At 73.2% G+C, this 24,868-nt stretch carries 21 protein-coding genes and 1 pseudogene; 18 read left to right on the top strand and 4 right to left on the bottom strand.

Annotated features, from left to right (window positions below):
* Positions 1–126: 126 nt before the first annotated feature.
* Positions 127–618: a helix-turn-helix transcriptional regulator gene (locus tag C1701_RS26325; protein ID WP_308208831.1), complete on the bottom strand. Its 492-nt coding sequence runs from the start codon at positions 616–618 to the stop codon at positions 127–129.
* Between the two features lie 356 nt (positions 619–974).
* Positions 975–1,946: a DUF1702 family protein gene (locus C1701_RS26320; RefSeq protein ID WP_026420255.1), complete on the bottom strand. Its 972-nt coding sequence runs from the start codon at positions 1,944–1,946 to the stop codon at positions 975–977.
* 607 nt (positions 1,947–2,553) lie between these two features.
* Between C1701_RS26320 and C1701_RS26315 the strand changes: the two genes are divergently transcribed.
* From C1701_RS26315 to C1701_RS26305, 3 genes are all read left to right on the top strand, one after another.
* Complete coding sequence (locus C1701_RS26315) at positions 2,554–7,746, top strand: type I polyketide synthase (protein ID WP_337662009.1); 5,193 nt, start codon at positions 2,554–2,556, stop codon at positions 7,744–7,746.
* 689 nt (positions 7,747–8,435) lie between these two features.
* Entirely contained in the window at positions 8,436–8,912 is a 477-nt protein-coding gene (locus C1701_RS26310) for an acyl-CoA thioesterase (protein ID WP_103056864.1), read from the top strand.
* A 95-nt stretch (positions 8,913–9,007) separates the two neighbouring features.
* Positions 9,008–9,484, top strand: coding sequence for a flavin reductase family protein (locus tag C1701_RS26305; protein ID WP_081715685.1), 477 nt, complete (start codon positions 9,008–9,010; stop codon positions 9,482–9,484).
* A 151-nt stretch (positions 9,485–9,635) separates the two neighbouring features.
* Here C1701_RS26305 and C1701_RS26300 read toward each other — a convergent pair whose 3' ends face one another.
* Both C1701_RS26300 and C1701_RS26295 read right to left on the bottom strand, forming a co-directional pair.
* A complete protein-coding gene (locus C1701_RS26300) occupies positions 9,636–9,857 on the bottom strand; it encodes a hypothetical protein (protein ID WP_103056863.1) in 222 nt (73 codons plus the stop codon).
* A gap of 123 nt (positions 9,858–9,980) precedes the next feature.
* Positions 9,981–10,766 (bottom strand): TIGR03084 family metal-binding protein, encoded by a 786-nt coding sequence (locus C1701_RS26295; protein ID WP_026420258.1) that lies wholly within the window; start codon positions 10,764–10,766, stop codon positions 9,981–9,983.
* A 1,210-nt stretch (positions 10,767–11,976) separates the two neighbouring features.
* Between C1701_RS26295 and C1701_RS26285 the strand changes: the two genes are divergently transcribed.
* The 15 genes and pseudogenes from C1701_RS26285 to C1701_RS26220 all read left to right on the top strand — a co-directional run bounded on the left by C1701_RS26285 (position 11,977) and on the right by C1701_RS26220 (position 24,849).
* Positions 11,977–12,297, top strand: coding sequence for a MarR family transcriptional regulator (locus C1701_RS26285; protein ID WP_337662321.1), 321 nt, complete (start codon positions 11,977–11,979; stop codon positions 12,295–12,297).
* Positions 12,298–12,715: 418 nt separating this feature from the next.
* Positions 12,716–13,891 carry an MFS transporter gene (locus C1701_RS26280; protein ID WP_337662008.1) on the top strand — a complete coding sequence of 392 codons (1,176 nt, stop codon included), beginning with the start codon at positions 12,716–12,718 and terminating at the stop codon, positions 13,889–13,891.
* A gap of 115 nt (positions 13,892–14,006) precedes the next feature.
* Positions 14,007–14,372: an SgcJ/EcaC family oxidoreductase gene (locus tag C1701_RS28290; protein WP_443098139.1), complete on the top strand. Its 366-nt coding sequence runs from the start codon at positions 14,007–14,009 to the stop codon at positions 14,370–14,372.
* 7 nt (positions 14,373–14,379) lie between these two features.
* Entirely contained in the window at positions 14,380–14,508 is a 129-nt protein-coding gene (locus C1701_RS28285) for a hypothetical protein (RefSeq protein WP_443098138.1), read from the top strand.
* Positions 14,509–15,705: 1,197 nt separating this feature from the next.
* The gene (locus tag C1701_RS26265; RefSeq protein ID WP_337662007.1) at positions 15,706–16,488 is read left to right on the top strand and encodes a hypothetical protein; all 783 of its coding nucleotides are present in this window, start codon (positions 15,706–15,708) and stop codon (positions 16,486–16,488) included.
* 812 nt (positions 16,489–17,300) lie between these two features.
* Entirely contained in the window at positions 17,301–17,435 is a 135-nt protein-coding gene (locus C1701_RS28015; RefSeq protein WP_337662006.1) for a hypothetical protein, read from the top strand.
* 434 nt (positions 17,436–17,869) lie between these two features.
* Complete coding sequence (locus C1701_RS26260; protein ID WP_337662005.1) at positions 17,870–18,592, top strand: type I-E CRISPR-associated protein Cse1/CasA; 723 nt, start codon at positions 17,870–17,872, stop codon at positions 18,590–18,592.
* The gene (casB, locus tag C1701_RS26255) at positions 18,589–19,221 is read left to right on the top strand and encodes a type I-E CRISPR-associated protein Cse2/CasB (protein WP_103056862.1); all 633 of its coding nucleotides are present in this window, start codon (positions 18,589–18,591) and stop codon (positions 19,219–19,221) included. Before C1701_RS26260 ends, casB begins: the two co-directional genes overlap by 4 nt.
* Positions 19,218–20,357, top strand: coding sequence for a type I-E CRISPR-associated protein Cas7/Cse4/CasC (cas7e, locus tag C1701_RS26250; protein ID WP_103056861.1), 1,140 nt, complete (start codon positions 19,218–19,220; stop codon positions 20,355–20,357). Before casB ends, cas7e begins: the two co-directional genes overlap by 4 nt.
* Positions 20,354–21,070, top strand: coding sequence for a type I-E CRISPR-associated protein Cas5/CasD (gene cas5e / locus C1701_RS26245; RefSeq protein WP_103056860.1), 717 nt, complete (start codon positions 20,354–20,356; stop codon positions 21,068–21,070). Before cas7e ends, cas5e begins: the two co-directional genes overlap by 4 nt.
* Positions 21,070–21,735, top strand: a complete 666-nt coding sequence (gene cas6e, locus C1701_RS26240) for a type I-E CRISPR-associated protein Cas6/Cse3/CasE (RefSeq protein ID WP_103056859.1) — start codon at positions 21,070–21,072, stop codon at positions 21,733–21,735. The genes cas5e and cas6e overlap by 1 nt, the downstream gene beginning before the upstream one ends.
* Positions 21,696–22,508 (top strand): annotated as a pseudogene (gene cas1e / locus C1701_RS26235) (type I-E CRISPR-associated endonuclease Cas1e); the annotation flags it as partial. The gene cas6e and the pseudogene cas1e, both read left to right, overlap by 40 nt.
* Positions 22,509–22,539: 31 nt before the next feature.
* Positions 22,540–23,082: a type I-E CRISPR-associated endoribonuclease Cas2e gene (gene cas2e / locus C1701_RS26230; RefSeq protein ID WP_337662319.1), complete on the top strand. Its 543-nt coding sequence runs from the start codon at positions 22,540–22,542 to the stop codon at positions 23,080–23,082.
* Positions 23,083–23,560: 478 nt separating this feature from the next.
* A complete protein-coding gene (locus tag C1701_RS26225; RefSeq protein ID WP_103056858.1) occupies positions 23,561–24,232 on the top strand; it encodes a winged helix-turn-helix transcriptional regulator in 672 nt (223 codons plus the stop codon).
* Positions 24,229–24,849 (top strand): dihydrofolate reductase family protein, encoded by a 621-nt coding sequence (locus tag C1701_RS26220; RefSeq protein ID WP_103056857.1) that lies wholly within the window; start codon positions 24,229–24,231, stop codon positions 24,847–24,849. Before C1701_RS26225 ends, C1701_RS26220 begins: the two co-directional genes overlap by 4 nt.
* The last annotated feature ends 19 nt before the right edge of the window (positions 24,850–24,868 follow it).

Genomic DNA, 24,868 nt, shown 5'->3' with positions numbered 1-24,868 from the left:
AGGCCCGGCCGGGGCGTCCTCGGCCGGGCCGGGACCCGCCGCCAGTCGCGCCACCTCGGGCCACCGCCCGAACCGGGCGGGCCGGCGCCGCGCCGCCCGGCCGGGTGCGCCAGCCACCCGCGCCCCTCACGACCCCGGTCGCGGGATCGACAGATCCTTCCCCCGGGACCGCCGGCCCTCCCGGCCCACCCGCTCCTCGGCCCGCCGACGCTCCACGCGTGGCCCGACCCGGGGCGGGGCAGCGGACGCCACCGCGCGGGACACGCCAGCGCCCGTGCGGTGGGACACCCGGCCCACCATCCGCCGGAAGGTCGTGGGGGACACCCCGACCGTGCTGGCGAACCTCGACCCGAAAGCTCCCACACTGGCATAGCCGACGCGGTGGCTGATCTCGGCGACCGACAACGACGTCGTGCCCAGAAGTCGTTTCGCCTCCTGGATTCGGACCGCGGCGAGAAAACGGCCCGGCGAGATCCCGGTGACCCGTTGGAAAGCGCGCGAGAAATGGAACTTGCTGTACCTGGCGGCGCGGGCCAGGTCCTCGACGGTCACCATCTCGCCCACGTTGTCCAGGATGCGATCGATCGCCTGCCACACCGCTTGGTCAATGCCGCCCACCGCGCGGCCGGTGGTGCTCCCACCGGAATTCGACGCGCGACCGATCCCAGGGCCGCCGGAAACCGGGCAGGTGGTGTCCGAAGGGAATTCGACGCGTGGCACGGTGGTTCGCCTCCGTGGAGGCGGTGGGTCAGGAAACGACGACAGGTCTCGACGCTGCCAGCTCAGGAGGCCACCGCCGTGAAACTCCCTTCGCGGCACGTGAATTCGACGCTACCAGCGCCGCGCTGGCAGGAGCAACCGATATTCCCCGCCCCGGAAAGGCGGGAGACGCCGGGCGGTGGGCAACCCTCGCCCGCCCACTCCCCGGCACCCCACCCCACCCCGGTCGACGCGGCGGACCGACGCCGGAGGGCTCACGAACCGCCCAGCGCGTGCCGGATCCGCCCCCGCCACACCTCGTACGGCGGCACGTCCCCGTCCGAGGTGTGGGTCGCCGTCGACTCCGCCAAGCGCACCGCCTCGGGAACCGTCAACCCCGCCAGGCCCTCGACGACCCGGGCGGTGTGCTCGGGCACGTGGTCGGCGAGGTTCCGCGCCGACGCCGCGAACACCGCGCCCAGTCCCAGCTCGGCGCGGTACGCGCCCGCACGGCGCCGCAACGCCGAGGTCGCCTCCGCCGTCCCCCCGCCCGCGAAGGCCGCCGCCAGGCCGACGCCCGACCACAGGTCGCCGCGCCGCCGCTCGGGGAACCGCTCCACCGCGTCCGCGACATCGTCGACCCGGGCACCGTGGACGAACCACAACGCCCGACCGACACCCTGGTCGGCGGCCCGGGGGAAGTACCCGGAGTCGCCCTGCCATGCGTAGGCGGCGGGCACCCGTTGACCCCCCACCCAGTGGCGGGTCCGGAAGTAGGCCAGGTCGAAGCCGTACCCGTCGACGGCCAACCAGCTCATCGTGGGGTGGTACGGGGAGGTGCCCGCCAGGTCCGGGAGCACCCGCCGCCACAGGACGCGCGGCAGGCGGGCCATCGCGAACCCGATGCCGATGTAGGCGAGGAACAGGTGCGGCGCCCCCTCACCGCGCAACAGGTCCCGGGTGCGGACACCACCGCTCATCGCGTCCAGCACGGTGAACGCCATCGTGGCGCCCTCCACCGCGAACCCGCGCATCGCCGGCTCCACCAGCCGCAGACGACGTTCCACCTCCCCCACGCCGCGCGCGTCGATCCCCCACTCGAACCCGCACACCACCGCCTGGGGGATCGCCTCCAGAGCGGGGGTGTCCGGCGTGCGTGGACCGGGGAAACCCCGGCCGTCGAAGGAGACATCGGCCAGCGACGGCGCCAGTACCAGGCGACGAAGTGAGCCCAGGAACGTCGGCATCGTGACAACCCCCTAGCGGACCCGGCGACGCGACGCCGCGCGGTCGGACTCGACGGTGGACGGTGGACGGTGGACGGTGGACAACGGGCGGGCGGACACGCCCCACCCGCCGCGTGGGGCACCCGGCGGCGGAGCGACGCCGGGCCGCTGGCCCCGCTCCGCCGACCCCGACCAGCCTGCACCTCGCGCCCCGCCCGTGTCCTCTCCCAACCTGCGCCCCACCCGCCGCACCGGCTCCGCGATCCCGCCACCCCGGAACCGCCACCCCGGAACCGCCACACCCCGCGCACCATTCCGCCAGCACCCCCGATTCCGCGTTCCCCGCGGCCGAGGAAAACCGGCGGACGACCCGCGACCGAAACCACCGAGGAACACCGCGCACCGTCAGAGAAGACACCGAACACGGTCGTGACGGACGATCGGCTCGGAACGGGTGCGAATACCACCGCCCCGAACCGGATGACCACCGCTGTCCATTTCCAACGAGCGAGACAGCGCGAGCACGTCGGGTGCACGGGCACGCGGAACCGGCCCGGCGGCGGTCGACGGCGGACCCGCCACCACGGCGAGAAGTCCGTCGCCCGAGAATCCAGAGACGGTGGGGTGTATGAACAGCGCGCGAATCGCAGTCGTCGGAATAGGCCTCCGCTACCCGGACGCCGAATCCCCGGACGACCTGTGGGCGAACGTACTCGCCGGCCGGCGGGCCTTCCGCCCGCTGCCGGACGAACGCATGAACCGCGCGGACTACTGGTCACCGGACCCGGCGGCACCGGACCGCTTCTACGCCACCAAGGCCGCGGTCCTCCGCGACTTCGAGTTCGACCGGGTCGCCCACAAGGTCGCCGGCAGCACCTACCGGGTCACCGACCTCACCCACTGGTTGGCGCTGGACGTCGCCACCCACGCCCTCCGTGACGCCGGATACCCCGACGGCGCCGGACTGCCCTCCGCCACCACCGGGGTGGTGATCGGCAACAGCCTCACCGGGGAGTTCACCCGCGCCGGCATGATGCGGCTGCGCTGGCCCTACGTCCGGCGCACCCTCGCCGCCGCCCTCACCGACCGGGGCTGGGACGACCAGGAGATCTCCCGGTTCCTGCTCGACCTCGAACCCCGGTACAAGGCCCCCTTCCCCCCGGTCGACGAGGACTCCCTCGCCGGCGGCCTCTCCAACACCATCGCCGGCCGGATCTGCAACCACTTCGACCTCGGCGGCGGCGGCTACACCGTCGACGGCGCCTGTTCGTCCTCCCTGCTGTCGGTGGCCACCGCCGCCACCGCACTGGCCGAGGGCGACCTCGACGTGGCCCTCGCCGGCGGCGTCGACCTGTCCATCGACCCGTTCGAGGTGATCGGATTCGCCAAGACCGGGGCGCTGGCCACCTCGGAGATGAAGGTCTACGACCGCGACTCCAACGGGTTCTGGCCGGGGGAGGGCTGCGGTCTCCTCGTCCTCATGCGGGAGGCCGACGCGCTGGCCGAGGGCCGGCGGATCTACGCCACCCTCGCCGGGTGGGGGATCTCCTCCGACGGGCGGGGCGGCATCACCCGCCCCGAGGCCACCGGACACCGGCGGGCCCTCACCCGGGCCTACGACCGCGCCGGCTACGGCCTCGGAACCGTCTCCTACTTCGAGGGGCACGGGACCGGCACCGCGTTGGGCGACGCCACCGAGATCGACGCGCTGTCCTCGGCGCGGCGGGAGGCCGCCCCCGAGGCGAGACCCGCGGCGCTGAGCAGCGTCAAGGCCAACATCGGGCACACCAAGGCCGCCGCCGGGGTCGCCGGTCTCATCAAGGCCGTCCTCGCGGTGCACCACCAGGTCATCCCGCCCGCCACCGGCCACCACGCACCGCACCCGGGCCTCCGCGCCCCCGACGCCGCCGTCTACGTCCCCGACCAGGCGGAGCCCTGGCCGGTCGACCAGCCCGTCCGCACCGGGGTCTCCGCGATGGGCTTCGGCGGCATCAACACCCACATCGCCGTCGACCAGCCCCCGGGAGTCACCCGACGCCACACCCTCGACGACCGCACCCGTTCCGCCGTGGCCTCCCGGCAGGACGCCGAACTGCTGCTGCTCGACGCCGAGGACCGGGCCTCGTTGCGGTCCCGGGTCGCGGAGCTGGTGACGATCGTCCACCGGCTCGCCTACGCCGAGCTGGCCGACCTCGCCGCGGTCCTGGCCGACGAACTCGCCGGCCGGCCAACCCGGGCCGCGATCGTCGCCGGCACCCCGGAGGAGGCGGCCCGTCGGCTGGAACGCCTGCTCACCGCGCTGGACGGGGACGAGGTGCCCTTCCTGTCACCGGCGGAGGGGGTGTTCCTGGCCGACCGGGGCGACACCCCGCACATCGTGTACCTGTTCCCCGGCCAGGGATCGGGCCGGGCGGCCGCCGGAGCGCTGCGCCGCCGCTTCCCCGCCGCCCGGACCCCGTTCGAGACGGCGCGGGAACGCACGGGTGACGCCGGGGAGCTGGACGCGACGGCCACCGAGCACGCCCAACCCCGCATCGTCGCCGGCTCGCTCGCCGCACTCACCGTGCTCCGGGCGCTCGGCGTCGACGCCGACACCGCCGTGGGGCACAGCCTCGGCGAGCTGACCGCGCTGCACTGGGCCGGGGCGCTCGACGACCACCAGGTCAGCGCGCTGGCCTCGGCACGGGGCCGGGTGATGGCCGCCGCCAGCCGAGGCGGCGGCGGGATGGCCGGACTCACCGCCGGCCCCGCCGAGGTCGGTCGCCTCATCCGACTCGCCACGGACGAGGCGACCGACCCGGACGCGGCTGCCGAGGCCAGGGACGTGGTGATCGCCGGCTACAACGGTCCCCGGCAGACCGTCATCTCCGGGCCGGCCCCGGCCGTGGACCGGGTGTGCGACGCCGCCCGCGCCGCCGGGATCGACGCCACCCGCCTCGCCGTGTCCCACGCCTTCCACTCCCCACTGGTCGCGCCCGCTGCCGAGGCCATGACCGACCACCTCGCCACCGTCGACTTCGCACCACCACACCGACGCGTCATCTCCTCCGTGACGGGCGAGGAACTGGACCGCGACGTCGACCCGCGTGACCTGCTGCGGGACCAGATCACCCACCCCGTCCGCTTCGACCGCGCGGCCGCCACCGCCGCCCAGGGCGCGGACCTGGTCGTCGAGGTCGGCCCGGGTCGGGTGCTGACCCGGCTGCTGGGCGACATCGCCCCCGAGGTCCCCGCGCTCGCCGTCGACACCGACAGCCCCTCCCTGGCCCCGCTGCTCTCCGTGGTCGCCGCCGCCTTCGCGCTGGGCGTCGACGTGCGCGCGGCCGCCCTGTTCGAGGACCGGGTCATCCGGCCGATACCGCGCGACGGGTCGATGACGTTCCTGGCCAACCCCTGCGAGACCGCCCCCGACCTCGACACCGGCCTGGTCGGCACGACGGCCAGCCCGTCACCGGGCGGGCCCCCACCAGCCGTGGCGCCGGAACCCGCCCCCACCACCACCGCGTCGACCGCGACCCCGGCGGACGTCCCCAGCCAGGCGGACGCCCCCACCCTGGAGGTCCTGCGCCGGCTGGCCGCCGACCGAGCCGAACTGCCCCCGGACACGATCGACGCGGCCACCCACCCGCTGGACGACCTGCACCTCAGCTCGATCACGGTCGGGCAGATCGTGAACGAGGCCGTCCGGGAACTGCGGCGCCCACCGCTGGCCGCCACCCCCAACTTCGCCACCGTCCGACTCGGGGAACTGGCCGACCTCATCGACGACCTGGCGGCCACCAGCCGCGACGACGACCACCAGACGGGGGAAGCCGCCGGCGTCGGCCCCTGGGTGCGCGCCTTCGCGCTGCGGCACGTCCCTGAACCGAGACCGGCGGCGCCCGCCCCACCCGCCGCTCCCACCGCCACGAACTGGGCGGTGCACGCCCCGCCCGGCCACCGCCTCGCCGAGCCGCTGCGCGCCGCCCTGTCTGCCGCCGGGCTGGGCGACGGCGTCCTGCTGGCCCTCCCCGGCGAGGGCGGCGAGGACCAGGTGGGCCGCATCCTGGCGGCCGGGCGCGCCGCCGCGACCGCCGCGCCCGGCACCCGATTCGTCGTGGTGCAGCGCGACCTGGGAGCGTCGGGCCTGGCCAAGACCGTCCACCTCGAGGCTCGGACTCCCACCACCGTCGTGGAGCTGCCCGACGTCGAACCCGACGACCCGCACGACCTGGCCCGGACGGTGGACCGCGTCGTCGGCGAGGTCGCCGCGACGACCGCCTACACCGAGGTCCGCTACGACGCCCACGGTGTGCGCACCGTCCCCGTCCTCACCGCCCGCGTCCCCACCGCCCCCACCGCGACCACGACCGCACCACTGGACGCCACCGACGTGCTGGTCGTCACCGGCGGCGGCAAGGGGATCACGGCGGAGTGCGCGTTGGCGATCACCCGCGACACCGGCGCGGCCGCCCTCCTCCTCGGCCGCTCCGACCCGGGCGAGGACCCCGAACTGGCCGCGAACCTCGAACGCCTGGGGGTGGAGGGAGTCCGCTACCGGTACGAGCGCGCCGACGTCACCCGACCCGACCAGGTCGCCGCGGCGATCGCCCGGGCCGAAGCCGAGTTCGGGCCCGTGACCGCCGTCCTGCACGGCGCCGGCCGCAACGAACCCACCGCCCTCACCGGCCTCACCGAGGGGCACTTCCGACGCACCCTCGCCCCCAAGATCGACGGGCTGCGCGCCGTGCTGTCCTCCGTGGACACCAACCGGCTCCGGCTGTTGGTGACCTTCGGCAGCATCATCGGCCGCACCGGCCTGCGCGGCGAGGCGCACTACGCGACCGCCAACGACTGGCTGACCGAGCTGACCCTCCGCTTCCACCGGGACCACCCCCACACGCGGACGGTGGCCCTGGAATGGTCGGTCTGGTCCGGAGCCGGCATGGGAGAACGCCTCGGTGTGATCGAGTCGCTGCTGCGCGAGGGCATCACCCCGATCCCAGCCGAGGAGGGCGTCGCCGCGCTCCGGGGCATCCTGGCCGACCCCGAGGGACCCGCCGCCCTGGTGGTGGCGGGCCGCACCGCCGGGCTGCCCACGCTCGGAACGCCCCGCCAGGAGCCCCCGCTGCTCCGGTTCGTCGAACGCGTCCTCGTGCACTACGAGGGCGTCGAACTGGTCACCGAGGCCCGGCTGTCGGTGGGTGCCGACCCCTACCTCGCCGACCACCTCCTCGACGGTGACCTCCTGTTCCCCGCCGTGATGGGCATGGAGGCGATGAGCCAGGTCGCCTCCGTCCTCACCGGACGGCCCGACGCACCGGTGCTCACCGACGTGGAGTTCCTCCGCCCCGTGGTCGTGCGCCCCGGCGGCTCCACCACCATCCGGCTGGCCGCGCTGCTCGTCGAGGACGGCACCGTCGACGTCGTCCTCCGCAGCGAGGAGACCGGGTTCGGCGCCGACCACTTCCGGGCCAGGCTGAGCGTGCCCCGCACCCGGGAGCTCCCCGACCCCGGAACCGAACCCACCGACCACCTGCTCACCGCCGTGCCCGTCGACCCCGCCACCGAGATGTACGGGAACCTGCTGTTCCAGGGGGGCAGGTTCCGCCGACTGCTGCGCTACCGGCGAGCCGCCGCCCGGCACGTCGTGGCCGAGCTCTCCGTCGACGCCTCGACCGCCTGGTTCGGCGACTTCGTCCCAGCCCCGCTGCTGATGGCCGACCCCGGCACCCGGGACGCGGCGATGCACGCCCTCCAGTGCTGCGTACCCGACGCGACCCTGCTCCCGGGGAGTGGAGCGGCTCTACCCGGCCGCGCCCGTCGACCAGCTCCCGAGTAGGTGGTCCTGGAAGCCCGCGAGCGCTCCAGGACGGCGACGCTACACCTACGACCTCGACTGCGCGCCCGGAGGGTGATCGTCGAGCGTGGGAGGGCCTGTTTGCTGCGGGCCGTACGCTGGCCGGACGCGGGGGGCGTGGACGCCCCATGTCGGCTCCACCTGGACGCTCACTGGAACCCGGTCCTGGCGGCAGCCGCGGTCGTCGTCGAACCAGACCCGACGGCCCGCCGCGCCCGAGCGGGCGCGAGAAACGCCCTGGGCGTGATGAGCCGGGCCGCGGAACGGCCGGTGGTGGTTTCCGCACCGGCCCGACGGCCGGCCCGAGGTCGAGGGCGCCCTCTGTCCGCCTCGCACGGCGCGGGCCTGACCGTTTCGCCGCGGGGCCGGCGGCGGGCGCGGCCGCGACGGGAACCCGCGCCGCGCGGCGCGCCGAATGGGCCGGGCTGCTGGGCGGCACTGCTCAGGTGCGGGACCTGCTCGCGTGAGGCGGGGAGTCGACGTGGCGGGCACAACAGGTGTGGGCGCGCTGGAGTGCGGCGCAAGACCGGGTGGCCCGTGGCGACCTCACCGGGACCCGGACGGGGCACCCTGGGCGGTGCTGTCTCCGGCGACATCGGGTCGCACCTGGGTGACCACCGTGACGCCGCCCCACCCCGGTGGTGGTCCCGTGCTAGTGGAAGGAGGGTGACATGACCGGCTACTACGAGATCCGGCACGTCGTCGGCTTCGAGGAGACCAACCTCGTCGGCAACGTGTACTACGTCAACTACCTGCGCTGGCAGGGGCGGTGCCGGGAGATGTTCCTCCGGGAGCGGGCACCCGGCGTCCTGGACGAGCTCAGCCAGGACCTCAAGCTGTTCACGCTCACCGTGGACTGCGAGTTCTTCTCCGAGATCACCGCGTTCTCCGAGCTGTCGATCCGCATGCGGCTCGAGGAGCTGACCCAGACCCAGATCCAGTTCACCTTCGACTACGTCCTGGTGGACCCGGCCGGTGAGGTGCTCGTCGCCCGGGGCCGGCAACGCATCGCCTGCATGCGCGGCCCCAACTCCGCGACCGCGCCGGCCAGGGTCCCCGAGGAGCTCCGCCGCGCGCTCGCCCCGTACTCCTACGGTGGTGGCGGCAGCAGCCCGACCATTCCCGAGCCTCGGCGAGGGACACCGTGACCGGGCGGGACCGGCCCGAAACGCCCGCCGCCCCCGGGCGGCACGACGGACGCGGGACGGGGGGCGTCGTCGAGCCCTCCGCCCTGCGCGAGACGATGTCCTGGTTCGCCACCGGGGTGGTCGTCCTGACCGTCACCGGGGAACGGGTCCACGGGATGACCGCCAACGCGGTCAGTTCGGTGTCCCTCCGCCCCCCGCTCGTCCTGTGCTGCGTGGGCCGAAGCGCCACGATGCACGACGCGATCACGGCCGCCTCGGGTTTCGCGGTCTCGGTCCTGGCCGCCGACCAGGAGGACACCGCCCGCTACTTCGCCGACCGGAACCGCCCCAGGGGCGCCGCCCAGTTCGACACCGTCGCCTGCGAACCCGGGCCCCGAACCGGGGCGCCGCTGCTGGCCGGAGCACTGGCCTGGTTGGAGTGCGAGCTGACGACCTCCGTCACCGCCGGAGATCACACGGTCTTCCTCGGCGAGGTGGTGACGGCCCGGCGCGGCCGGGGCGACCGGGCACTCACCTTCTTCGGGGGCGGCTACCGCGCCCTCCCCGCCGGTGACACCCGCGCCGGGGACTGACCGGGCACGGGAACGGGACCACGGCCCCAGGGTGGTCCCCATGCCGCCGGCGGGACCACCCTGGGGCGCGGCGTCGGTGAGGCCCGCACCCGAGTGCCGACGGGGCCGCCACCGGCGGACACGCCGAAGCACCCCGCCCCGTCGCTGGCGCTCACCAACCGCGCGGGTACCCCACCAGGCTCGCCAGCCCCTCACCCCGCCGCGACCGCGACCCGAGACGCCCGAGCGTCAGGCCGCGTCCGCCGAGCAGCAGCGGGACGCGCTGCGCGGTGACCATGCTGCCCCGGGCCTCCCGCGAGGGCGGTGACCACCGCGACCGGCCCGCGTCGAAAGCCACGACGGCCAGCACCCCGGTCGCCCTCGCATGCGCCACCGCCCGTCCTCGGGACGGGGCACGCCGCCCGGTCCGGTGGGGACCGTCACCGCTCAGCCGCCGTCCAGCCGGCCCGGCGCCGTTCCCGACGCGCACCGAGCCAGGCCGGACGACGTCCCCCGTTCAGAACTGCCCCGGCCTCCGGCCAGGACCGGCGGGGCCCCGGTAGGCCTGGGCGATCTCCACCCAGCGCCGAGCCTCGGCTCCCGACGCCCGCACCGCGAGGTCCGCGTGGTGCCGCCGGCGGGTGACCAACAGGCAGAAGTCCCGCGCGGGCCCGGTGACGCGTTCCCCGGCGTCCTCCGGGCCGAAGGCCCAGAGGTCGCCGGACGGCCCGCTGATCTCGAAGCGGAAGGGTTCGGTGGGCGGTGCGATACCCCTGGCCTGGTAGCCGAAGTCGCGGGTGAGCACGGCGAAACCGACCAGCCCGCGCAGCCGGTCGGTGGCCTCCCGGCGGACGCCCAGCGCGTCGGCGATGTCCTGGCCGTGCCCGAACAGTTCCATCAGGCCCGCGCAGGCCAGCACGGACGGGGGAATGGGTCGGACCAGCCAGGGCACCACCGAATCGGCCGGTACCGCGGCGAGGGCCGTGATCGTCCGGTCCCGCTGCGTGCGCCAGTGCCGCAGCATCTCGGCGGGCGGCCCCAGGAACGCGGGTAACGCGGCGTTGACCGCGCCCTCGAAGTCCGCCTCCGCCCCCGAGACCATCGCCCGGAACGCCTCGGGTTCGGCCGCCGCCGTCTCCGCGAGCCGGAAGATGAAGGTGAGGTGGGCGACCTGGTCGGCGATGGTCCATCCCGGTGCGGGAGTGTCCAGCGCCCACCGGGGCGGTTCGAGATCGGCGACGAGCCGGTCGACCTCCTCCGCCTCAGCCGTCAGGTCGGCGATCGCGTCGGCTAGCCCGATCATCCGCTTCGTCCTTTCGTCCACGACGGACACTGCTGGGAAGACGCGGCGCCGGGACGGCTGCCCGTGGGCCGTGGGTGGTGGCGTCGGCGCCCGCACCCAGGATGTGTCGGCGGCTCCCACCGTGTCCTCTTCCGACGTGCGCGCTTCCCACGGTCCGCTGCCCGTCGCCGCGCTCGCCGGCGCCACCCGGCGTGACCGGCCGTGGCCGGAGCGGGCCGGTGTCCGACGTGGCCGGCCGCCTACCCGCCCGCGACGCGCGGGGCCGTCGTGGGAACGGTGCGACGCGGGACCGCGTGGGCGGTGGACGGGTCGGCCGGGGCCTGGCCCCGGCCGGTGCTCACGCTGTCGGGGCCCCGCGCTGGCCGGGGACAGGTCGCCGCACGACCGGGGCGGTTCGAGGCGCGTCGAACCCCGGCTCTCCACCGGGATCCGGCCCGCCCCTCGACGAGGACCGCGCCCGCCACCCCACCGGCGCCGAGCGGGCACGGTGCGACTCGCCCCGCCCCGCCCCGTCCTGGCGGGGCGTCGGAGGACGCTTGACCCCGGGCATCCCCCGCTGCCGGCCCGCCGACCACGACCAGCGCGGCCCGCGACGGCGACATCCCCACCCGTTCGAGCCCACCGGCAGCGGGGTCCGTCAGCCGACCAGGTCGGACGCCCGCCGCCGACGTGCGCGACGAGCCAGCTCGGTGGCACCTCCCACGGATCAGAAGGTGAGCAGCGTCTTGATCGCCCTGCGCTCGTCCATCGCCCGGTAGCCCTCCGCCGCCTGGTGTGTGTTCCCTAGCGGCATCACGACCCCACGGGGCAGACCGGTGCGTCTTCGCCAGCGACCGGCGGTGGACAGTGGTCAGGGCGAGCGACCTCCAGGGGGCGAGAGCCAGGGCCCGCCGGTGTGGCGCCGCCACGTGGGGGACCCCGTCCTCGCCAGCGACCTCACACGACGCGCCGACTTCGCCCTGTTCATGCCGGAAGCACCGTCCAGCGTGGGCCCGACGTTGTGGTCCCAGGAGGCTGGTCGAGGAGTTCGGCACGCCAACTCATCAGGGCGTCCTCACGCGGCTCGGGCGGGTCGACGGTGGCGACCCACGGTGGCCACCAGCGCCGACGACGACTCCCTCCCCCGCCTGGTGTGTCCCCGGTCGGGCACAAGGAGTCCGAGAGGCGGCCCGACCGATGACCCCTCGTGCCACACCCGCCGTGACCAGCCATCGCCCGGTCAGGGCTCCGGGAATCCGGTCGTCGCCCCGGTGACATCACCGAGCGCACCGGGTTCCTCCAGAGCCAGGTCTCGGGCGCGGTGGCGCGGTTCCGGGCCGAAGGGGTGTTGGAGACCACCGTGGATCCGGCCGACCGGAGGCGGACGCTCGTCCTGCCCTCGGCCAACATCCGCGAGTGGGGTCGGAGCCGCCCGGTGGCACCGATCGAGGACGTCATCGACCGCGCTCTTGGCGGCGACGACGTGGAGGCGCGTGCCGAGGTGCTGGCGATGTTGGACGGGCTCGCGCGCCGGTTGTGCGTCCGTTCCTGAGCTCGGGGCCGCGAGGGGGCGTTCGTCCCTCCGGGGTGCCCGGGCCGGTGGCCGGGAGGAGGGTTCACCCCGGGATCCTCGCTCTCGTCCGTGGAGCGCGCACCCCGTTCTCGGATTGTCGGCGTTCTCCGCCCCGTCCTGACCGCTCGCCTCCGTCGGTGGCCCCGGTTGTCGCCGGTCGGTGGCCGCCGCGGAGGGAGGGCGAGGCCCTGCCCCGGGCCTCGCTCCGGGGGCCCCGTCGGGTGACGCCATCGGCGTGGCTCGGGAGCACCCGCCCGCAGGTAGCGACAATCGTTTTCAGTATGCTGGTGGTCCCCGCGAGCGCCGGACTGTCGCCGGGCGGTGACACCACGACGTCCCCTGCCATCTGGGCCGACCGCGCCGCACGTCGACCGCGCAACAGTCGAGGAGCAGACCGATGGTCGCCCCCGTGCCCGTACACCCCACGCCGCCGCCCGACCAGGGCCGCCCGCTCCGCCGGGACCCCGCGTTCCTCCGGCTCTGGTGCGGCGCGACCCTGTCGGGACTGGCCACCTGGGCGCTGCCGTTCCTCCTCGGGTTCGCCGTCGTGGACGGCACGCTCGGGGTCGGGCAGCTCGGCGTGGTCCTGGCCGCGAGGACGGTCGGTTTCCTCGCCGCGGTCCCGGTCGGAGGCGTGCTCGCCGACCGCCACTCCCGGCGCGGCACCGTGCTCTGGTCCGGGTTGGCGGCGACCGCCGCCACGCCCCTGGTCGTGGTGGGCCTCGGGTGGTCGACCACGGTCACCGCGATCGCGGCCGCCGTCGTCGGATGCGGACAGGGCGCGTGCCGGCCCGCGTACCAGGCGTTGACGGCGGAGATCGTCGTCGAGGAGCGGCGGCAGCGGGCGAACGCGGCGATGAGCCTGGCGGTGCGTGGCACCACCCTCGCCGCACCGGGGCTGACCGCGGTCCTGGCGGCCCTCCTGGACACGCCCGTCCTCATCCTGGGCACCGCGCTGCTGTGGTTGGGCGCCGCGTTGCTGCCACCCCGGGGCACGCCCGCACCACCGGCCCCGGTTGGACCGCGTCGGTCCACCTCCGTCGTCGGCGAGTTCCTCGACGGCCTGCGGGAGGCGCGTCGGCACCCGTGGTTCCTGGCCGGGCTCGCCGCGCTCTCGGCCGTGATCGCCACGGGCTACTCCGCGACCGGCGTGATCCTGCCGCTGGTCAGCCGCGACCACTACGGTGGTGAGTTCGTGCTGGTCGCGGCCACCACCGGCTTCACGCTGGGCGCGTTGGGCTTCGCGGTGGTCGTCGCCAGGTGGCGGCCACGGTCTCCCGGGTGGGCCTCCCTGTTCGGGCTCGGGCTCTACGGCTTCGCCCCGCTGGCGATGATGCTGGAGGCGCCGCCGGTGGCGGTGGTCGTCGCCTACGTCCTCGCCGGGGTGGGCATCGAACTCTTCAACGTCCTCTGGTTCACCGCCATCCAGCGCGAGGTCGAACCCCGGCTGCTGGCCCGGGTGTCCTCGGTGGACTTCCTGTTCTCCTACGGTCTGGCCCCGGTCGGCCTGGCGCTGATCACCCCGGCCGTGGCGGCGGGCGGGGTCGGATCGTGCGTGACGTCCAGGCGATGACGTTGCACGCGCTGATGAACCCCAACACGAACGCGGAGCTGTACGGCCGGGTCCTGTGCGGCCTGGAGCCGAACACCCAGTACGTCTGACCACCACTCGGATCGAAGGGACGACCATGAGCTCGAGCAGCCCTCGCGCCTCCGCCGCCGACCAGGCGGCCGTCGCGGCGCTCACCCAACGCGTCATCGCCGCCTGGGCCTACCACGACGCGGACGCGTTCGCCGACGTGTTCACCGAGGACGGCACCATGATCCTGCCGGGCATCTACCGGAAGGGGCGGGAGGAGATCCGGTCCTTCCTCGTCGACGCCTACGCGAACGAGTACCGGGGCACCCAGGTAGGAGATCCGGTCCTTCCTCGTCGACGCCTACGCGAACGAGTACCGGGGCACCCAGGTCACCGGCAGGCCGGTGGACCTCCGGTTCCTCACCGAGGACACCGCGCTGCTCCTCACCCGGGGCGGGGTGTTGGCCGAGGGTGAGTCCGAGGTGTCCGACGACCAGGCGATCCGGGCCTCCTGGCTGGTGGTGAGGCAGGACGGGGAGTGGCGGCTGGCCGCGTACCAGAACACCCCCGCGGTGCACCGCCTCCCCACCCCCGGCGCCACCGGCCGGTAGCCCGGTGTGGCGGTCGGCGCTGCCGAGCCGTCCCCCAGCCGGAGGGCAGACGGCGCCGACGGGCCCGGTGGGAACGACGCGGGGGCGCACCCCGGGGGTGCGGAGGGAACCCGGTCCCCCGCTCGGCTCCGGCTCCCGCCGGCGGTGTCCGCCGACCACCCCGGGCCGCTGTCCGCGTGGGGCGTGCCCTGGCGCGGGGACCCCGTCGCGCGTCCCTGGCGGGTGACACCGGGCGGCGGCCGGTCGTGGTCGTCGGGACGCCGAGCTCGATCACCTCGGCGGGGGCAGCGCCACCCGGGGGCACCGCCCACCCGAAGCCGGTCCGGTGCGGTCGGCCGACGGGGGACGGGCTGGGGCGTCGCGCCCGTCCGTCCCCTCCTCCGGGGCACGGGTTCGGTGGCCAGTTCGGGCCGAACGATCACCGGCGACCCGGACCTCCTGGGCGTTCCGACCCTCGGGATATCGAGGACCGGTCCGCCGGCGGCCCGGGCCGGTGTTCGCCGCGCCCGTTCCCGCGACCACCGGGCACGAGGACGACCCGAGGTCCTGCCGCGCCACCGGGGCGGGCCTCCCCCAGCCGGCCCCCGAACGCACCATGAACCGTTCGCCTCGGTGCCGTCACCGCCCCCGTTCCGCCGTGCTCGGAACGACGCGAGGGCGGCCCCCGAAAAAGGCATTTCGAGAGAAGTGCCATTTCCTGGTCCTGCCTAGACTTCTCGCCATGAACAGGAGATGTCGCGTCTGCGGTAGCCGGGTCAGCGAATTCCTCGACATGGGCAGGGGGCATCAGGGTCAACGGCAAGTGGGGTTTCATCAGCGGTGCCCTGCACGCCCAGTGGCAGGAGATCATCGCCGTACTGGTCCCCGAGGACGGTGAGCCCTACCCCGTCGTCGCGCTCGTCCCGCTGTCGGACCTGTTGGTCGTCGACGACTGGCACACCTCGGGGCTGAAGGGGACCGGCAGTGTCAGCACCGTGGCCCAGGACGTGTTCGTTCCCGAGGAGCGGGTGCTCCCGCTGCCGGTGGTCCTCGAGGGCCGGACCGCGTCGGAGGGCAACGCGGGCACGGCGATCTACCGGAACCCGCTGCTCCCGGTCGCCGCCGCGTCGTCCGTCGGCACGATGGTGGGTCTGGCGAGGGACGGCGATCTACCGGAACCCGCTGCTCCCGGTCGCCGCCGCGTCGTCCGTCGGCACGATGGTGGGTCTGGCGAGGGCGGCTCGGGAGGGCTTCCTCCGGCGGCTGCCCACCCGCAAGATCACCTACACCGCGTACGAGAGCCAGCGGGACGCCCCGCTGACGCACCTGCAGGTCGCCGAGGCCTCGATGAAGGTCGACCAGGCCGAGTTCCACGCTCGCCGGCTCACGTCCCTGGTCGACGCCAGTGGCGTCGACCAGGAGTGGGACCTGCTCGACCGGGTTCGCGCGCGGGCCGACATGGGCGCGACGTGCCGGCTGGCGAAGGAGGCCGTCGACGTCCTCGCCTCGGCCAGCGGCGGTTCCTCGATCTACGAGGACGTCCCGATGCAGCGGATCGTGCGTGACGTCCAGGCGATGACGTTGCACGCGCTGATGAACCCCAACACGAACGCGGAGCTACCCCGGAACGAGCCGACCGCGTCACCCGTTCGGCCCTGGCGTCTCCTCGCGGGAAGTGAACCCCAGCCCGGGAGCGGGGCACCCGCGGCGTCGAGGTGCCCGCCGAGCCCTGACGCCGCCCCGCGCCATCCGCCCTCCCGGCGCCGCGCGGACCAGAGCACCTCGGCTCCGCCCCCGGCGCGCCCACGACCGCCACGACCGCGTTGGGGAATAGCACGGGCACGCTCCGGCGTTACCAGGGACCGACGGCGGAGCCCGGCGCCGGGCCCGCACCAGCCCAGTGGAGAGGACGACGCGATGCCCCTGAGTGGAGTGTACGAGCCCAGCCCCGAGAAGTGGGTCCGCGACCAGGTCGAGCTCGCGGAGCATTCGAGCCACTGAGTCCGCGATGTCGTCAAGCCTGGCTGCGGCGGCCTCCGCGCTCCGCTGTTCCATGTGGACCGAACCCGAAGCCACGCTCGTTCTGAGCTGGTCGACCTGGTTGGTCACCGCCGCCCCGACGGGTGCCAGGCGGGCGCCGCCAGCTCCGAATGGTGTCGTCATCCCAAGGACCCCCGCACTGATCTCCCCGGACGAGTCGCGACTGGTCGACTCGTGCCCAAGGGCAAGCCGATCGAAAAGTAGCAGCGGTAATCGAAATGCGGAGAGTATTCGACTCACTACCACCCGTGTGTAGTAGGTGGTCGCCGTCAGGCACCACGACGGAACACGGACCCGTCAGGCGCGTGGGTGTTGATCACGACAGAGGTGCCGTCGTCGGGTGCCGCTGCTCGTCAGGGAGCACGTTCCCCAGCCCGGGCCGTGCGGCGGGAAGCGCTGTCGGAGAGCGCATCACCTGACGCTGGTTGCCGGGAGGGGCCGGGGCTGGGCCGTTCTCGGCCCGCAGCACCACAAACCTCCTCGTCCCGAGTATGCCCGCCGCCGCACTCGCCCGGCGTTCTGGCCCCTCCCCCGCCCACCCAGCGGTCGGATCCCCTCCGGACGCCGTCAGCTCGGCACGCGTCATCCGCCGTTCCCGCCGACCCGGGAACGGCGGATCGCCGATCCGCGCACGCATCACCGTCGGTCACCTCACCGTCATGTTCCGTTGCGCTGGAGGCTCGCGAAAATTACTCACGAAATCCTAGGGTGAGGTGTCCTCGTTGTTCGGACACATCGGACAACGCAGTTCTTCCGCAGCTCGTGGAGGCCTCATGCGACGCCGTGCTCCCCTGTTGGCAGTGGTACCCCTGCTCCTGACAGTGGCGGCGGCCCTGCGGATCAGCCCGTTCTCCGCCACGGCCGGGTGCGCGCTGCCACCCACCGCTGCCGGCCCCTGGTTCGGGTGACACCCGCCAGCTCCCCGTGCCCCGGCCAGGGCGGGCGTGGGCGTGCGCTGGGGGAGCGCACGGGCAGGACGGCGCCGCCCGGTGCGCCGCCCGCGAACACGCCGAACAGCACGGTCCGCCAGCGGGCGGCCGAGGGCCACGAACCCGAGCGTCCGACACCCGCGAACGCCGGGAGCGCCGGTGCCTGAACGCCCGTGCTCCGCCCGGCTCCCCGGGCCCGATCGGCGGGTGGGCCGACGGCGGGGGAACGAGCACCAGGCGGGCAGCGGCCAGGCAGGGGCCGGATGCTGGTCCTCCCGGCACGTGTCGCGGGAGCACACGATGCCCGCAGGTCTGGCCCGTTCTCCCGACGGGAGCGGTCGAGGCCGAGGGCGCCGGCATACGAGGAGCCGCCTCGTCGGCAGGGACTCGGCGGTCACCAGCCGCCGGAGCTCATGCCCTTGGAGCACAGCCCGGAACGGGTGATCTGGCGCGGGCTGACCGCGATGCTGCCGCAGACGGTCACCAGCAATCAGCGGTCGGAGGCCTCCGACCGCCTGGCCCCCGGCGTGCTCGACCAGATAGCCAGACTGACGAGTGACCGACGGCTGCCCCGCGATTATCCGCTTCGCCTGCACACCACCGGTATGACCTATGGCAGCCAGAGCTCCACGACGGCCGAGATCGTCGACGACGCCATCTCACTGCACGCGGCGCTGCTCGACCGAGAACTGGCCCACCTGAAGGAGGTCGTGCTCGGCTGCGTCCGCGACGCGGAGAAGGCCGCCTACGCCGTGGGCGACCTCGCGCTGAACCTCGCGAAGGCCTGCGGTTCCCGCGAGGAGCCCAACGCCAACAACCGACTGGGGCCGAAGGATTCCGCCCTCGAACTGGCCTACGCCGCGCTGGACCCCGCCTTCCGCCGCTGGCTCGCCGCTCGACTCCCCGGGGATGACCCGATTGATGTCAAGGAGCAGTGGCACGTCGCGGCCCGAGCGGAGATGCGGGCGGTGGGCAGCCGCCTCATCGCCGAGGCACCCCCCACGGGGTGGACCGGACGGCTCGTCAAGGACAAGTGGTTGACCATCCCGGTCGCCGAACGCTGGTTCACCTTCGCGTTGAACCGAGCACTGCCCATGGCATCCCCAGCGCAACCGCCCGAGAAGGACGAAGAATGACAGGAAACCACAGTGAGCCCCCTCCACTTCGGAAGTGGGTGAACGAGCAGACGGGCCGACTCCAACAGGAGTACATCCAGGACAGGTCACACGCGGTCGCCGGTTTGGCGAGACTGCGCCGTGCCGTGGACACAGCGCCAGGCGTGATGCCCGACATCCTGGACCTCACCTACGCCCCCTTCATGACGCAGGGCTGGCACAGCGACCAACCCAGCGCGCGGGAAACCGCCGCCCACCACGCGATGACGCTCTTCGCGGTGCACCAGCAATCGCTGCGCAAGCACGCGTGCGTACCCGGTTGGGGGGTCGGCCGGGCGGCACGAGCCCTGCACCCCCAGGCGGAGATCTCGCCCATCGATCCGGCGGCCCGCAGGTTTGCGACGCTCGTCACCAGCACCGACCTCGACGAACTCCTCGTCCACCTGCGGGGCCTGGTCAAGCTGCTGAGAGCAGCGGAGATCCCCCTTGACTACGGCCTGCTCGCCGACCAGCTCGTCCGCTGGCAACGCTTCGAGGACGCCCCCGAACGCATCCGCCGCGTCTGGGGCCGCGAGTTCCACCGGGTGCCCAACACCGAATCCGACACCACTCCGCCGAGCGACAACGAGAAGACAGAGGACGCTTCGTGAGCCGCACCATCATCGACCTGCACGTCATCCAGACCGTTCCGCCGAGCAACATCAACCGCGACGACACCGGAAGCCCGAAGACCGCCATGTACGGGGGTGTCCGGCGCGCCCGGGTGTCCAGCCAGGCGTGGAAGCGCGCCACCCGGGTCGCCTTCGAGTCCCTGCTCGACAAGGAGAACCTGGGGGTTCGCACCAAGCGGATCGTCGACCTGGTCGCAGAGACCATCGGCGAACGCTCCCCCGGGCACGCCGACCGCGCCCAGGAACTCGCCAAGTCCGTGCTGGAAGCTGCCGGCTTCAAACTGAAGGCACCCCGGAAGAAGGCCACCGAAGCCACCCCGGACGAGGCCGAGTTCCTGGTCTTCCTCGCCCGCGCGCAGATCACCAACCTCGCCGACCTCGCGGTGGAGTCGGCACGGGAGGCCGGCGACGGCAAGACCAAGATCGACAAGTCCGAGGCCAAGGCCCGCGCCGACCGGTCCCACTCCGTGGATGTCGCCCTGTTCGGCAGGATGGTCGCGAACCTCCCCGATCTCAACGTCGAGGCCGCCACCCAGGTCGCGCACGCGCTCAGTGTCCACGGGGTCACCAACGAGTACGACTACTACACCGCCGTCGACGACCACAAGAAGGCGGACGAAGAGGAGGACGCGGGGGCCGGCATGATCGGCACCATCGAGTTCAACTCCTCCACGCTGTACCGCTACGCCACGATCGACGTGGACCAGCTCCAGGAGAACCTGGGGGACGTCGAGGCCACCCGCCGGGCGGTCGAGGCGTTCGTCCGTGCCTTCGTCTCCAGCATGCCCACCGGCAAGCAGAACACCTTCGCCAACCGCACCCTTCCCGACGCCGTGCTCGTCGTCGCCCGCGAGACGCAGCCCATCAACCTCGTCGGTGCTTTCGAGGAGGCGGTGACCGCCCGGGAGCAGGGCGGGCGGATCAGCGGCTCGATCCGTCGCATCGCCACCCACGCCACCGACATCCACGCGGCCTTCGACGAGACACCCCTGCGGGCGTGGAGCTTCGGCGTCGGTGAGCGCGTCGAGCCGTTGGCCGAGATCGGTGAGCGGGTCAGCCTCGACGTCGCCGTGAAGGGGGCCGGGCAGCTGGTCGCCGAGCGGCTCGCACCGTGACCGCCCTCGTCCTGCGGTTCGCCGCACCGCTCCAGTCCTGGGGGACCAGCAGCCGGTTCACCCGTCGCAACACCGACCTCGCACCCAGCCGCAGCGGGGTCATCGGACTGCTGGCCTCCGCCTGCGGGGTCCGCCGCGCCGACGACCTCGGAGCGTTCACCCACCTCAGGGTGGGGGTCAGGGTCGATCAGGAAGGCCAACTGGAACGCGACTTCCAGACTGCCCGCAGCCTCGACGGATCACAGGTGATGCCGCTGTCCACCCGCTTCTACCTGGCCGACGCGGTGTTCTGCGTCGCCGTGGAGGGTGACGCGGAACTGCTGGACAGGGTGCGTGCCGCGCTGCGCAGGCCGGCCGCACCCCTGTTCCTGGGCCGCCGCTCCTGCCCGCCCGCCGGCCGCCTCGTGGAGGCCGTCATCGACGGCGACATCAGGACGGCGCTGGCCACCGTCCCGTGGCTCGCCTCCCCGGCCGTCCGCAGGAAGCGCGCCAGCGACCGGGAGGTGACGGTGGACGTCGTCCTCGACTGCCCACCCGACACACCCGGGAGCGACGTCGTGCGGGATGTCCCGATCAGCTTCGACCCCCGGCACCGCCAGTACTCCTGGCGCAGCGTCCACCGGGACACGGTCACCATCCCGAACCCCGACCACCGTCCACCACCGGACGAACACCCACACGACCCCATGGAACTGCTCGGGAGCCCGTCCTGATGCACCTCACCCGTTTCGAGTTGAACCCTGCACGGCGGGCCACGCGTCACCTGTTGGCATCACCGCACCGCCTGCACGGTGCCGTGATGAAAGCCTTCCCCGCCGCGCACCGCGAGCCGACCGAGGACGGCAGGGTCCTCTGGCGTCTCGACCAGACCCCGAACCAGACCCTGCTGTACATCGTCAGCCCGCACCGGCCCGACCTCACCCACCTGGTGGAGGAGACCGGGTGGCCCGCCACCAGCACCTGGGACACCCGTCCCTACGGCCCACTTCTCGACCAGATGGCCGCCGGCCAGGAATGGGCCTTCCGCCTCACCGCGAACCCGACCCGGAGCGTTCGCAGGACGTCGGATGCGGACACGAAACGTTACGGGCACCTCACCGTGACCCAGCAGACCGACTGGTTGTTGGGACGAGTCGAACGACTGGGCTTCACCATCCCGCCAGCCGTGGGGGACGAGCCCGACGTGGCGATCCGGGGCCGGGACCGTCGGAAGTTCGACCGCCAGGGAACCACGGTCACTCTCACCCTCGCCACCTACGAGGGCAGGTTGCGGGTCGCCGACCCCGCCCTGTTCCGCCGGACGCTGACGCATGGTGTCGGCTCCGCCAAGGGCTATGGGTGCGGTCTACTCACCCTGGCCCGGGTCAGGCCGACGTGACGGAGATCCCCGGGGCAAGGCCGGTCCCCATCTCGCACCTGGTGCGAGCTGCGGACCGGCTCACCTTCGTCTACCTCGAACACTGCGTCGTCCACCACGACGCCAACGCCATCACCTCCCGGGACGAGCGCGGGACCTTCCACATCCCAGCGGCGACCCTGAGCGTCCTCATGCTCGGTCCCGGCACCACGATCAGCCACCACGCGGTGAACCTGCTCGCGGAGAGCGGATCAACCGTGGTGTGGGTGGGGGAGCACGGCGTGCGCTACTACGCGCACGGCCGGACGTTGACCGACTCCTCCCGGCTCCTCGAACGGCAGGCGGCGTTGGTCAGCAATCGCACGTCACGGCTGTCGGTCGCGCGCCGGATGTACGGGATGCGGTTCCCCGGAGAGGACGTCAGCGCCTCGACCATGCAGCAGTTGCGAGGACGGGAGGGGGCACGGGTCCGTCGCCTGTACCGCGAGTACGCCGCCCGCACCGGCATCGACTGGGACGGGAGGGAGTACGACCCGCACGACTTCGCGGGCGGGAGTCCGATCAACCAGGCGCTCTCCGCCGCGCACACCAGCCTCTACGGGGTGGTCCATGCGGTCATCGTGTCGCTGGGACTGGCTCCTGGACTCGGTTTCGTCCACAGCGGTAACCGGCGGTCGTTCGTCTACGACATCGCCGACCTCTACAAGGCGGAGGTCACGATCCCCGTCGCCTTCGAGGTGGCGGCCACCGACCCCGATGACATCGGCGCGGTGACCCGTCGATCGGTGCGGGACCGCTTGAAGGACGGCCAGTTGCTCCGGACCTGTGTCCGCGACATCGTCACCCTGCTGCACGACCCGGCGGACGGACAGCTCGGGGACGCCACTGACCTCCAACTCCCCGACGTGGTCATGTTGTGGAACGAGGACGGGCCGGACGTGCGGGCCGGGGTCTCCTACGGGCAGGACGACGAGTACGACGACGGCATCGACCAGGTCGGGAGACGTCGTGACCGTGGTCGTGGTGACAGCCTGCCCGGTGGGCTTGCGCGGCCACCTCACTCGCTGGTTGCTGGAGATCTCCCCCGGTGTCTTCGTCGGCGGCATCACGGCTCGGGTGCGCACACTGTTGTGGGGACGCGTCCAGGAGATGGTGAAGACCGGCCGAGCGATCATGGTCTACAACGCGGACACCGAGCAGGGGTTGGCCTTCGAGGTGCACGGCCACGAGTGGACACCGGTGGATCACGAGGGGGTCCAACTCATGCTGAGGCCCGCGCAGCGGAAGCGCTCCGCGCCGAAGCAGCGCGCGGGCTGGAGCACCGCCAGCAGGAGGAGGCGGTACGGCCGTGGCCAGAAAAGTGAATGAAAACCCCCGGGAGTGCTCCTAACATCGCAGGTCAGGAAGTGTCCTCCCCGCGCACGCGGGGCTGTTCCCCGGGCGGCCCTTGACTCCCGCGTGGAATCCGCGTCCTCCCCGCGCACGCGGGGCTGTTCCGGGCGAGATCGCCTCGCACGCACACCTGCCCGAGGTCCTCCCCGCGCACGCGGGGCTGTTCCGGCTACCTCGTCAGCGCCGCCGAGATCATGCACGTCCTCCCCGCGCATGTGGGGCTGTTCACACCGCCAACTTCGCCCGTTCGCTGGTCCCGGTCCTCTAGGGGCCTCGTTGGGTGGGTTTGGTTCCCGGGGGTGCTGTCGCCGGTGGTGGCCGGCGGTGGTGCCGTTCGCGCTGGCGTAAGCCGGCCTGACCGGACGTCATCCGTTCCGGGGTCATGGGGGCTGGGTAGCGACATGCCCGGAACCACTGCTCTCGAAAAACAAGTGCGGAGTTGTATGGTGCCAGCATGCGGACGTACGGGGACGCGTGCGGGATCACCCGGGCGCTGGACGCGGTGGGGGAGCGGTGGGCGCTCCCGGTCGTGCGGGAGTTGGTGTTCGGGCCACGGCGGTACTCGGATCTCGCCGCCGCGCTGCCCGGCGTGAGCACGAACATCCTGGGCACCCGGCTACGGGAGCTGGCCGAGGTCGGGGTGGTGGTCCGGCGGCGCCTCCCGCCGCCCACGCCGGTCGCGGTCTACGAACTCACTGCCTGGGGGCGCGCGCTCGAGCCGGTGCTGATCGCCCTCGGGCGGTGGGCCGCGCACACTCCGGTGGACCTCGCCGCCCAGGTCCTCAGCCCCTCCTCCTTCGCGTTGGCGCTGCGCACCACCTTCGACGCGTCCCTGGCCGGCGAACGCGCGGTCGCGGTGCGGCTGGAGATGGGCGAGGACGTGTTCGACACGCGGATCGAGGAAGGCGCGTTCCAGATCGCCCGGGCTACCCCCGCGTCGCGTCCGCCCGCCGCGCGCGTGGCGGCCACGCCGGTCGTCCTGTCGGACCTGACGTTCGGCTCCCTTGCGGTCGAGGACGCCGAGCGCCGGCAGCTCGCCGTGGTCAGCGGTCCGCACGCGGACGTCAAGTCCCTGTTGTCCTGTTTCGTTCTCCCCGATCCACCCACTGAGGAAGGACATTCGTGAGCAAGGTCGTCGTGGACATCTCCATGTCGTTGGACGGTTTCGTCACCGGCCCGAACGCCGGTCCGGACCAGGGCCTGGGGGAGGGCGGTGAGCCGATCCATCGCTGGGTCATGCCGGAGGAACCCTCGCCGGAGGACTCCGCACTGTTGGATGCCGCGTTCGGGGCGACCGGGGCCGTCGTGATGGGTCGGCGGACATTCGACGTGATCGACGGTGCCGCCGGCTGGAAGGACGACCTCGGCTACGGCTACGAGCAGGACCAGTCCCAGGCGCCCCCGAACTTCGTGGTGACCCACGAGCCCCCGGCGAACCCGCGCCACCAGACCGGTTTCACCTTCGTGACCGAGGGCGTGGCAGCGGCCGTCGCGGCCGCCCGGGAGGTCGCCGGCGAGCGGGAGACCGTGATCATGGGTGGCGGGGACGTCTGCGCTCAGGCGCTCGCGCTCAACCTCGTCGACGAGCTCCGCATCCACCTGTCCCCGGTGTTGATGGGCTCGGGCACGCCACTCTTCGCCCACATCGACCAGCGCGTCCTGCTGTCGCAGTCGACGGTCACGGTGACGCCGAACGCCACCCACCTGACCTACCAGCTGCCTCGGGACGAGCGCGGGGCCTGACCCGCCGGCCAAGCTCCGC

The organism is Actinoalloteichus sp. AHMU CJ021, from assembly GCF_002895405.1.
GTDB classification, from domain to species: domain Bacteria; phylum Actinomycetota; class Actinomycetes; order Mycobacteriales; family Pseudonocardiaceae; genus Actinoalloteichus_B; species Actinoalloteichus_B caeruleus.
Note: the sequence above shows the minus strand (reverse complement) of the source record. Positions and strands in the feature narration are given on the sequence as shown.